The sequence below is a fragment of the Streptomyces albidoflavus genome (assembly GCF_000719955.1).
Taxonomy (GTDB): domain Bacteria; phylum Actinomycetota; class Actinomycetes; order Streptomycetales; family Streptomycetaceae; genus Streptomyces; species Streptomyces albidoflavus.
In genome coordinates this window covers 182,172-192,983 of record NZ_JOII01000010.1, presented here as the reverse complement: position 1 = coordinate 192,983, position 10,812 = coordinate 182,172, and the positions used below count along the sequence as shown (strand labels likewise).

Annotated in this window: 9 protein-coding genes; 7 read left to right on the top strand and 2 right to left on the bottom strand. The window is 73.9% G+C overall.

Features of this window, described 5'->3' with window-relative positions; all coding sequences use genetic code 11:
• The 5 genes from IF45_RS0114220 to IF45_RS0114200 all read left to right on the top strand — a co-directional run.
• The coding region (locus tag IF45_RS0114220; RefSeq protein ID WP_030307704.1) for a YeeE/YedE family protein at positions 1-1,208 on the top strand (1,208 nt) is incomplete at its 5' end.
• Positions 1,209-1,650: 442 nt separating this feature from the next.
• Positions 1,651-3,633, top strand: a complete 1,983-nt coding sequence (locus IF45_RS0114215; protein ID WP_030307702.1) for a hypothetical protein — start codon at positions 1,651-1,653, stop codon at positions 3,631-3,633.
• A gap of 7 nt (positions 3,634-3,640) precedes the next feature.
• Positions 3,641-5,128 (top strand): ABC transporter substrate-binding protein, encoded by a 1,488-nt coding sequence (locus IF45_RS0114210; RefSeq protein ID WP_003952123.1) that lies wholly within the window; start codon positions 3,641-3,643, stop codon positions 5,126-5,128.
• Positions 5,129-5,220: 92 nt separating this feature from the next.
• Positions 5,221-6,432 carry a CaiB/BaiF CoA transferase family protein gene (locus tag IF45_RS0114205; protein WP_030307700.1) on the top strand — a complete coding sequence of 404 codons (1,212 nt, stop codon included), beginning with the start codon at positions 5,221-5,223 and terminating at the stop codon, positions 6,430-6,432.
• A gap of 53 nt (positions 6,433-6,485) precedes the next feature.
• Entirely contained in the window at positions 6,486-7,898 is a 1,413-nt protein-coding gene (locus IF45_RS0114200; RefSeq protein ID WP_030307699.1) for an NAD(P)/FAD-dependent oxidoreductase, read from the top strand.
• On the opposite strand, the gene IF45_RS0114195 is transcribed toward IF45_RS0114200, so the two are convergent.
• Positions 7,865-8,242, bottom strand: coding sequence for a VOC family protein (locus tag IF45_RS0114195; protein ID WP_008408796.1), 378 nt, complete (start codon positions 8,240-8,242; stop codon positions 7,865-7,867). The genes IF45_RS0114200 and IF45_RS0114195 overlap by 34 nt on opposite strands.
• A 24-nt stretch (positions 8,243-8,266) precedes the next feature.
• Positions 8,267-8,821: a type 1 glutamine amidotransferase domain-containing protein gene (locus IF45_RS0114190; RefSeq protein ID WP_010640570.1), complete on the bottom strand. Its 555-nt coding sequence runs from the start codon at positions 8,819-8,821 to the stop codon at positions 8,267-8,269.
• A 481-nt stretch (positions 8,822-9,302) separates the two neighbouring features.
• On the opposite strand from IF45_RS0114190, the gene IF45_RS0114185 reads away from it, so the two are divergent.
• Positions 9,303-10,166 carry a glycoside hydrolase family 16 protein gene (locus IF45_RS0114185; RefSeq protein WP_030307698.1) on the top strand — a complete coding sequence of 288 codons (864 nt, stop codon included), beginning with the start codon at positions 9,303-9,305 and terminating at the stop codon, positions 10,164-10,166.
• A 171-nt stretch (positions 10,167-10,337) separates the two neighbouring features.
• Positions 10,338-10,778: a helix-turn-helix domain-containing protein gene (locus IF45_RS0114180; protein ID WP_008408792.1), complete on the top strand. Its 441-nt coding sequence runs from the start codon at positions 10,338-10,340 to the stop codon at positions 10,776-10,778.
• Positions 10,779-10,812: the final 34 nt, after the last annotated feature.

Sequence of the window (10,812 nt, the reverse complement as noted above, 5' to 3'; positions counted from 1 at the left end):
CCCCCGAGGCGCCGCCCGCCCCCGCCGTACGCCGCGTACCGCTGACCGTGGCCGCCCTGATCGGCGTGCTGCTCTCCGCGTACGTCTTCGTCCAGCACGGCGCCAAGCCGGGTGTGCTGCTCCTGCTGGGCACCGGCCTGGGCTACGCCCTCTTCCACTCCCGCTTCGGCTTCACCTCGGCCTGGCGGCAGCTGGTCTCCGTCGGCAACGGGACCGGGCTGCGCGCCCACACCCTGCTGCTCGGCACCACCGCCACCCTCTTCGCGCTGATCATCGGCACCGGGACGGGCCTGTTCGGCTCCACCCCGGCGCCGAGCGCGGGCCCGCTCGGCGTCGGGCTGCTGATCGGGGCGTTCGTCTTCGCGGTGGGGATGCAGCTGGGCGGCGCCTGCGCCTCGGGCACGCTCTTCGCGGTCGGCTCGGGCCAGTCCTCGATCGTGCTGACCCTCTTCGGCTTCATCGCCGGGTCGACGCTGGCCGCCTGGCAGTTCGGCCTGTGGAGCGACCTCCCGGCGCTCGACCCGGTCCTCCTCTCCGACCACGTGGGCTGGTTCGGCTCCTGGGCGGTGACCGTGCTGGCGCTGGCCGCCGTCTGGTGGATCGCCCGTACCGTCCAGGCCCGGCGCAACCCGCCGCCGGTCGGCGCGCCGCCGTCGGCCCGCTCCACGCTCGCCCGCGTGGTGCGCGGCTCGTGGCCGCTGGCCGCCGGCGCGGTGGTCCTCGCGGTGCTCGGCGCGGCCGTGCTGCTCGTCTCCGGCGGCGCCTGGGGCATCACCAGCGCCTTCGCCCTGTGGGGCTCGAAGCTGGTCGGCTTCCTCGGCGGCTCCCCGGAGACCTGGGCCTTCTGGCAGCAGCCGGGCAGCGCCGCACAGCTCTCCGGCCCGGTGCTGGCCGACAAGAACAGCCTCACCGACATCGGCATCATGATCGGCGCCGCGCTGGCCTCGGCAGCGGGCGGCGTCTGGACCCTGCACCGGGGCATCCCGGGGAAGACGGCCGTGGCCGCCGTGCTCGGCGGCGTGCTGATGGGGATCGGCGCCCGGCTCGCGGGCGGCTGCAACATCGGCGCCTACCTCGCGGGCATCGCCTCGGGCTCCCTGCACGGCTGGCTCTGGGGCGCCGTCGCCATCGCCGGCACCTGGGCCGGCCTCAAGCTCCGCCCCTTCTTCGGCCTCGGCAATCCGAAGCCGACCGACAGCGTCTGCTGACCACCCGCACACCCGGGCCCCGCGCCCCCGCCCCGTTCACCGGGACGGGGGCGCGGGCGTTCCCGGTCATTCGGCGCCGTACGGCAGCGCGAGGCAGAGCTGCGTACCCGCGTGACGGTGGGGGCCGCCCGCGTCGCGCTCCCCCGTCCCGCCGCGCCCCGACACGCCGGTCGCCCGTACGGGCAGCTCCGGGCTCCCCGGCTGCCCGTTTCCCCAACACCCGTACGCCTTAAGGTGTTTCGCAAGCGTGAGCTACGCGCGTACCATCGCGGACCACAGTCGCGCAGGCGTCCCGGACGGCCACGGAGGGTACGGGAAGCACAGGGGCGCCGCGCGTGGGGGGCCACGGGGAAGTGCGTCCGCACGGCGGTGCCGGACCGGGCACCGCGGACCGGCGATCGGGCCGGGGCGGGCGCAGCACGGACGAGGGGGACTCGGCAAGGTGACGGATGCGGCGGTGGGCGCGGGTGCCCTGGGGCGGCGGGGGATCGTCTCCCTGGCCGGTGAGGCGCTGCGCAGGCCGCCTCAGGAGGAACGGCCGGTGACGGTCCTGCTCGGGCCGCGCGGCAGCGGCGCCAGCGAGACGCACAGCGCGCTGATGGAGCTGTACGGGCCCACGTACCCCTTCGCCTACCTGCGGTTCGCCCCCGGGCAGGCACTGCTGCCGAGGTACGCGCTGGGTCTGCTCGCGCGCCAGTTGGAGCGGCGGCTGCCGCAGTACCGCCGGATGTCTTTCCCGCTGCTGACGCTCGGTCTGCTCGCCTCCGACGAGGATCTGTCGATGACCTCGCTGGAGGAGGGGCGACGCTCCATCCAGCAGCGGCTGCGCGACTTCCAGCAGCAGGCGGAGAGCCGCCACGGCGACTATCTGGCGGCCTTCTTCGAGGTGGCGGGCGGCGCGATCGGCGCCCCCGAGGGCGCGTCCACGGCGGCCCTCGCGCTGCTCAAGGACGCGCTGCGGCACGGGCGGCGACGGCTGCCCGGCGGCAACCGCTTCGGACAGGCCGCGCACTGGTACGGCGCCCATCAGCTGACCCGCGCCCAGGACCGCTGGGAGGCGCTGACCGAGCTGAACTCCTGGCGCCACCAGGGTCACGAGGAGGACCGGGAGCGGCTCGACCGCATCCTGTTCTCCGCGTTCCTGGAGGATCTGCGGCGGGGCGCGGCGCCGTCGTTCTCGCCCCGGTCGTTCCTGCTCCTGCTCGACCAGGCCGACACCCGGTACGGGCGCCGCTTCCTCGACCTGCTGCTGCACGCCCGGCACGACACGGTGATGGCGAACCGCCCCTGCGACCCGCTGACGGTGGTGGCGAGCTGCAACCGCTGGCTGCCGCGCTGGGGCCCGGCCTCGGGCGAGCAGTGGCCGTGGCAGCTGCGGGTGCCGGACGGGGCGTCGCTGGAGGACTGGCGGGCCCACCGGCCGCCACGGGACAGCGAGGACACCTGGTGGTACCCGGTCCGGCTGCGCGACCTCCAGCCGGAGGAGGTGCACACCCTGGTCGAACGGCAGCTCCACACCCACCCCGGCCTGTCGCCCTTCACCCGGCTGACGCCCTTCATCCACCGGCTCACCGGCGGCCTGCCCAAAGGCGTCAGCCAGGTCCTCCAGGCGCTCCAGCACGCCGCCGGGGAGCGGACGCCCGGCCCGGCCCAGGAGCGGTGGCTCAGGACGCTGCCGGACCGGACGGTGCTGGTCGGCGAGGTGCAGCGGACGCTGGCCGACGCGGCGCTGGACTCGTTGCTCGAAGGCTTCGACGACCGTGAGCGGGACCGGCTGGCGGAGTGCGCGGCCGCGCCCGACCTGTACGTGGGCACCCAGGTGCTCGGGTACGGCGAGGCCCTTTTCACGCAGTTGCGCATCCGCCGCCTGATCGACGGGCCGGGGGCGTTCACCCCGAGCCTCCACCCGTGGCTGCGGCGGCTGTTGCTGTGGAAGCTGGCCGCGCGGCCCAGCGACTGGGAGGCGGCCCACGACCTGCTGGCCGAGCACGCCCGGGAGGCGGGCCGGACGACCGACCGGATGTACCACCTGCTGGCGACCGGCCGCCTCGAAGAGGTCACCGACCACCTGCTGAGCCGCTTCGACACGCTGCCGGCGACGAGCTGGATCAGCGAGCTGGAGAAGGTGACGGCGGCGCCTAACCGGCTGGCGAGCGTGGGCGGGCCGCTGGAGCTGCTGGCCACCCTGGCCCCGCCGGAGCCGGGCGGCGCGGTGACGGGCCGGTCGGTGGTGCGCGGCCTGGTGGCGGCGCGCTGGCTGTGGAGTGATCCGCTGGCGGACCCGGGCATGCGGCTGGGCCATGTGCTGGCGGACGGATTCATCCAGCTCTCGCGGCTGGGGAGGAGCGACAACGTGGCCCTGCTGAACGAGTCGGAGCGCTATCTGCACTGGCGCCCCTCGCAGACGACGACGGACGGGAGCTGAGGGCCGGATGCGCAGGATCGAGTGGCCGCTGCACCTGGTGATCCGCACCGTGGTGGGGGTCGTGGCCGCCGGGGTGCTGGCGGTGGCGGGTGTGGTGGCGTGGAACTGGTGGCAGGAGTCGCGGGCCACCTGCCACGAGGACGTCGTACGGCGCGGGCCGCACGACGAGTGCGTCGGGGTGACGGCCGGCGACCACGTCTTCGCCACGCATTTGGAGGACGTGCAGAAGCTCATCGCCAAGGAGAACGCGCGGGTCGAGGCGGAGAGCGACGAGCACCCGTACGTCTCGGTGGCGTACCTGACCTCCTTCACCCTCACCGACGACGACAGCAACTCGGAGGACTCGGTCCGCCACGAGCTGATGGGCGCCTACCTGGCACAGCACCGGCACAACCGGGGAGACCTGCCGGGATCGCCGAAGATGCGGCTGCTCGTCGCCAACTCGGGCAGTGACTCCGCGCAGTGGGAGTACACCGTGGACCGGCTCCTGGAGCGCAGGGACGGGCCGGACCGGCTGGTCGCGGTCGCCGGGCTCGGGCCGAGCACCGAACGGAACCTCGCCGCGCTGAAGAAGCTCTCCGAGAACGACGTGGCGACGGTGGCGAGCATCATGACGGCCACCAACATCAAGGGCATCGACGGCTTCGTGCGGGTCGCGCCGACCAACGTCGACGAGGCCAAGGCCGGCGCGAAGTACCTCAAGGAGAAGGAGTTCAAGACCGTCGCGGTCGTCCAGGACGACGCCAGTTCCAACCTCTACGCCGCCACGCTGGCGCAGGCGTTCCGCGAGGAATACCCGGACAGCGAGCACCGGCTGGTCGGCGAGTCCATCTCGTACGACTCCTCGGTCTCCAGCGCGTGGGAAGGCGAGCTGCGGTACATACCGGGGCGCCTCTGCGAGGCGGAGCCGGACGCCGTGTACTTCGCCGGACGTGGCCGGCACCTGGCCCACTTCCTCAACGCGCTGGCCAACCGGACCCGTTGCACCGAGCGTGACTTCACCGTGCTGACCGGGGACGACACCACCAACCTGACGCCGCAGCAACTGGTCGACGCCGCCCGCACCGGGGTGCGCGTGTACTACACGGGGCTCGCCCACGAGGACATGTACAAGAAGACCCCGTACGCGGTGTCGAAGCTCTCGGCCGGGCACTTCCGGGACGAGGAGGGCCTGATGGAGACGTGGTTCAAGGATGAGGCGCGCTACGACGGCCAGGACATCATGGGCCACGACGCCGTGATCACGGCGGCACAGGGGATCGCGATGGCCTCGGCGTGGCAGGGGCAGGGGAAGGTGACGGGCCCTTCGGTGGCGCGGATGTTCCACCAGATGAGCGGTTCGGAACAGGTGCCGGGGGCCAGTGGCTTCCTCTCCTTCAAGAAGAACGGCGACCCGCGTGACAAGGCGGTGCCCATCCTGCGGCTCACCACCAAGGGCGACTCGGTCCTGATCGACGTCACCTCCGCCACGGGCGAGGTGGCCCGCGAGAACTGACGCCCGCCCCCGTGGTCACGGCCCCGCGCCGGGTGCCACGGGGCCCGCGGGTACGGTGGCCCTCCCCGCGCCGAGCCCGCCAGGAGTCCGCCATGACCTCCCCGCTCCCTCTCCCCCTCGCCGGTGTGACGGTGGTCAGCGTCGAGCAGGCGGTGGCGGCGCCGTACGCGACCCGGCAACTGGCCGACCTGGGCGCGCGGGTGATCAAGATCGAGCGCACCGGCGGCGGCGACTTCGCCCGGCGGTACGACACGGCTGTCCACGGCCAGGCCAGTTACTTCGTCTGGCTCAACCGCTCCAAGGAGTCGGTCTGCCTCGACCTCAAGTCGCCCGAGGGCCGGGAGATCCTGGAGGAACTCCTCACCGGCGCCGACGTCTTCGTGCAGAACCTGGCCCCGGGCGCCGCCGACCGCCTCGGCCTGGCCCCGGAAGGGCTCCAGGCCCGCCATCCCTCCCTCGTCCCGTGCCGCGTCACCGGCTGGGGCGCGAGCGGCCCGTGGTCCGACCGCAAGGCGTACGACCTGCTGGCGCAGTGCCAGACCGGGCTGCTGTCGATCACCGGCACGCCCGAGGAGGCGGTCCGCTCGGGCATCTCGGTCGCCGACATCGCCGCCGGGATGTACGCCTACTCCGGCATCCTCACCGCGCTGTACACCCGGGCCACAACCGGCCGCGCCCCCACCGTCGACGTCTCCCTCTTCGAGGCGCTGGCGGAGTGGATGGGGCAGCCGGCCCTCTACACGGAGTACGGGGGCACGCCGCCGCCCCGGGTGGGGGCACGCCACGCGACCATCGCGCCGTACGGCCCGTTCACCACCGCCGAGGGCAAGGACGTGCTGCTGTCGGTGCAGAACGAGCGGGAGTGGGCGGCGCTCTGCACGGTGGTGCTGGGCACCCCGGAACTGGCGGTGGACCCGCGGTTCGCGACCGGGCCCGACCGGGTCGCGCACCGGGAGGCGCTGGAGGCACGGGTGGCGGAGCGTTTCGCCACCCTCGCCACCGAGGAGGCGCTGGAGCTGCTGACGGACGCCGGTGTCGCGGCGGCCGGGGTCAACTCGGTGCCGGAGTTCCTGGACCACCCGGTGCTGGCGGAGCGGGACCGCTGGCGTCGGGTCGCGGTGCCCGGGGCACCCACTCCGGTGCGGGCCCTGCTGCCCCCGGCCGACCTCGGCGGCGTCGAGCCCCGCATGGACCCGGTCCCGGCGGCGGGGGCACACACCCGCGCCATCCTGGCCTCACTCGGCCGCACCCCCGGGGAGATCGCCCGCCTGCTGGCGGCGGGGGTGGCGGAGGCAGACGACTGAACAGCCCGCCACGCCTATAAGCTCCTGACGCAACACGGCGCGAAGGGGAACTGATGGCGCGGGTTGCGGTGATCGGTGGGAGTGTTGGCGGGCTGGCGACAGCGCTCATGCTGGGGCGGCGGGGCCATCGGGTCACGGTGTTCGAGCAGGACACGCGCCAGGCGGGGGACGATCCGCACCACGACTTCTTCCACTGGCCGAGGCCCCGCGTCCCGCAGGCCGACCAGCCCCACTCGTTCCTGGCCCCGGTCCGCACGGTGCTGCGCGCCGAACTGCCGGACGTGCTCGCGGAGCTGCTGGCGCGCGGGGCCCGGGAGTACCACGAGTTCGACTGGTTCGGTACGCCTCCGCCGCACCGGCCCGGCGACGAGGAGCTGGTGACCCTGCGCACCCGCCGCATCGTCCTGGAGGCGGCCCTGGTGGCGGCCGTGGGCCGGGAGAGCGGTGTCACCGTGCGCCAGGGCAGCAGGGTGGACGGTCTCACTCTCGCGCCGGGCCGGCCACCCCGGGTCACCGGGGTGCGGGTGGGCACCGGGACGTACCCGGCGGATCTCGTCATCGACGCCTCAGGGCGCCGCTCGCCGGTGCCCCGCTGGCTGGTCGCGGCCGGCTGCCGTCCCCCGGTGGTCGACAGCCACCGCACCGGACTCGCCTACCTGTGCCGCTGGTACCGGCTCGGGCCCGACGGGCCGCGTGAGCCCGGGCGGGTGAAGACCGGGTCGTCGGCGCCGTTCGCGCTCGCCGGGGTCTTCCCCTCCGACAACGACACCTTCGCCGTCAGCATCGTGGTCTCCACCGGCGATCCGACGCGTGGGGCGCTGCGGGACCCGGCCGTCTTCCAGGCCGCCGCCCGGCATTTCCCGGCCTGCGCCGCCTGGCTCGGCCTCGCGGCGGAACCGTGCTCGCCCGTCCTCGCGATGGCCGGGCTGGACAACCGCTGGACCGCTCTCACCGACGACGCGGGCCCGGTCGTCACCGGCCTGGTGAACACCGGGGACAGCCTCATCCACACCAACCCCACCCTCGGTCACGGCGTCGCCCTCGGCCTGCGTACCGCCCAGCACCTCGCCGCCCACGCCGACACCGTCGCCGCCGACCCGGCCGGGTACCACGCCTGGACCGTGCGCGAACTCCGCCCGGTCTTCGAAGCGCAGGTGACCGGCGACCGCACGGTCGGGGAACGCCTCGCCGAGGGCGCGCCCCCTTCGGACCACCGGACCGCGGCCCTGGCCGCCTGCGCCTTCGACGACCCCGTCGTCATGCGGGCCCGCGCCCAGGTACGCCATCTCGTCCACCCGCCCGCCGAGGCGTACGGCACCGGTGAGGTGGAACGCCACCTCACCGCCTGGCTGACCGCCCACCCGGAGTTCACTCCCGGGCACGACGGACCGACCCGGGCCGAGTGGGAGGCGGTCGTCGCCGCGCCGCCGCCCTACGCCGTCGAGCCGTCGGCCTCCTCCGGCTGACCGACCGTCACGAGCACGATCCGCCCGTCCGGGTCCTCCCGGCGGTGGCGCCCCGGCGCGAGCCCGCCGGGTGCGTACGGCACGGTGAGCGCGAGCCGCAGCCTCCCGGTGGGCGGCTGCCCGCCCGCCGGGTACAGCTCCAGTACGCAGCCGGGGCCGAGTTCGGCGGACCAGTGGGCGGGCCCGTCACCGTGCTGCTCGGCGACGAGCGCCAGACCGAGTCCGGCGTAGAAGGCCCGGCACGCCTCCAGTCGCCCGGTGTACAGGACGAGCAGGCCGAGAGCGGGGTGCGGAGCGGGCGGCGACGGTCGCGCGGGGTCGGTCACGGGTGCCGATGCTGTCATGCGCGCCGTCGCCGCGCGGCCCGGTCAGGCGGTGAGGGTGGCGTCGATCTCGCGGAGGAACTCCTTCAGGTCGCCGGGGTCCCGGGAGGTGATCAGGGTCCAGCCGCCGGTGTCGTCGGTCACCACGGCCTCGTCCACCCACTCACCCCCGGCGTTGCGCACGTCGGTCTGGAGCGAGGCGTACGAGGTCAGGCGCTTGCCCTGGACGGCGCCGGTCTCCACCAGGGCCCACGGGCCGTGGCAGATGGCGGCGACGGGGCGGCCCGAGGAGGTGAAGGCGCGGACGATCTCCATGGCCTTGTCGTCGAGCCGCAGCGAGTCGGCGTTGAGGGTGCCGCCCGGGATGAGCAGCAGGTCGTAGCCGGAGGGGTCGACGTCGGCGAGGGCGAGGTCGGCGGTGCCGGAGTCGCCCGGGTCCTTGTCGCCGACCAGGGTGCGGATCTCGCCGGCGGAGACACCGGCCACGTCTACCGGGGTGCCGTGGTCGCGCAGGTGCCGGACCGGCACCAGCAGTTCGTCCTGTTCGACGCCGTAGTTGGTCACGATCGCCAGGACACGGCTCGGGCCGTTGTCACTCATGTTCGTCCTTCCGGGTGTACGTCGTCGGGCGGGGATCTGTCCCCGCCCTCCAAAGTAAGACATTCCTCACATTCACGGGCATACGGCACGTCCTGCCCGGGCTCCCGGACCGCGTGCCCGGCGACACCCGGGGACATGCACTCCCGGCGGGGCGGACATTTCCCGCCTCTCACGACCCGGGCGGCCACGGGAAACCTGTCAGCCGGAGACGGCAAACCCGCAGCCCATCGCGGGCACTCCCCTTCACGACCTGAACCCATGACCCCTCGCCGGGCGCGGGCCGTCGCTCACGACGTCGAAAGGTTCTGGAACACGAACCCTTGACGCCCACTCGGGACACCACTTCAATCAACCTGTGAAGGAACGGGCCGGACACCCCACCCCGGCTCGCGCACCTCCTCCACCGAGCACAGCGACACCAGGCAGTCCCCCCACCGCATTGACATGAGCACGACTACTCGTGAAGCGATGTGATGCCACCGTGCACCGTTCCCGACGCCTCCCCACCGCCCTCTGGGCGGCTTCCCTCCTGTGCTGCGCGGGCCTGCTGGCCCCGGCAGCCACCGCGGCCGCCGACGAGTCGGCCGACTCCTCCCGCACCCAGGCCGTCACCTTCGAGGACAACTTCGACGGACCGGCCGGCTCGGCGGTGGACGGCGGCCGCTGGCAGCTGGAGACCGGCGACAACGTCAACAACCACGAGAGCCAGTACTACACCTCGGGTGCCGACAACGCCGCCCTCGACGGCAACGGCAACCTCGTCATCACCGCCCGCAAGGAGAACCCCCGCGACTACCAGTGCTGGTACGGGCGGTGCGAGTACACCTCGGCCCGGCTCAACACGGCCGAGCGGTTCAACGCGGAGTACGGCCACGTCGAGACCCGGCTCAAGGTGCCGCGCGGCCAGGGCATGTGGCCGGCCTTCTGGATGCTCGGCGCCGACTTCGGCCAGGTGGGCTGGCCCGCCTCCGGCGAGATCGACATCATGGAGAACGTCGGCTTCGAGCCGTCCACGGTCCACGGCACCCTGCACGGCCCGGGCTACTCCGGCGGCAACGGCATCGGCGCCGGGTACACCCTGCCGGGCGGCGAGCAGTTCGCCGACGGCTTCCACACCTTCGCGGTGGACTGGGCGCCGGACCGCATCAGCTGGTCGGTGGACGGCCAGGTGTACCAGACCCGCACCCCCGCCGACACGGGCGGCAACCCGTGGGTCTTCAACAAGCCGTTCTTCCTCATCCTGAACCTGGCGGTCGGCGGCGACTGGCCCGGCCCGCCGGACGGGAACACCACCTTCCCGCAGGAACTCGTCGTCGACTACGTCCGGGTGACGACCAGCGACTGACCCCGCGTCTCCTCCCGGAAGCCACTCCCCCGGCCCCGGTACCGCTCAGCGGTGCCGGGGCCGGGGCGGTTCGCGCCGCCGGGCCGAACGGAGTCCCCCGCTCCGCCCGGTTCGCCGCGGGCGGAACGCCAGGCGGTGCCCGAAAGGCCGGGCCGCTCCTAGGCTGGGACGGTGAGCAACCACTCGGCGAACCCGCAGCCCGACGCCCACCGGAGCCCCGGCCCCCGCCCGCGCGGACAGGCGGCGAAGGAACCACTCTGGCGGCAGGTGGTGGGCGGCGCGCTGCGCGGTGAACGCCAGGCGCAGGGCCGCACCCTCAAGGAGGTCTCCGAGGCCGCGCGGATCTCCATGCCGTACCTCTCCGAGGTCGAGCGCGGCCGCAAGGAAGCCTCCTCGGAGGTGCTGGCGGCAGCCGCCGGGGCGCTCGGGCTGAGCCTCGCGGATCTGCTCGCCCTGACCCAGCGCGACCTGGTCCCGGCGGACCGCCGCACCCGGCCCGAGGCGTCCGCCGCACCGGTGGCTCCGCTGCGGGTGGCGAGCGTGACCCGGCTGCCCGGCCGCCCGCAGGCCGGGAGCGGCCCGGCCCGGGCACAGGTCCGGCTGGCCGCCTGAGGCCGTCGAGGCGGGCCCCGGACCCCCGTACCGG

Excerpts from the sequence above, each read along its gene's own strand:
- IF45_RS0114195 (WP_008408796.1), bottom strand. The coding sequence starts at position 8,242 with ATGACAGCATCGGCACCCGTGACCGACCCCGCGCGACCGTCGCCGCCC.
- IF45_RS0114190 (WP_010640570.1), bottom strand. The coding sequence starts at position 8,821 with ATGAGTGACAACGGCCCGAGCCGTGTCCTGGCGATCGTGACCAACTAC.
- IF45_RS0114205 (WP_030307700.1), top strand. The coding sequence starts at position 5,221 with ATGACCTCCCCGCTCCCTCTCCCCCTCGCCGGTGTGACGGTGGTCAGC.
- IF45_RS0114210 (WP_003952123.1), top strand. The coding sequence starts at position 3,641 with ATGCGCAGGATCGAGTGGCCGCTGCACCTGGTGATCCGCACCGTGGTG.
- IF45_RS0114200 (WP_030307699.1), top strand. The coding sequence starts at position 6,486 with ATGGCGCGGGTTGCGGTGATCGGTGGGAGTGTTGGCGGGCTGGCGACA.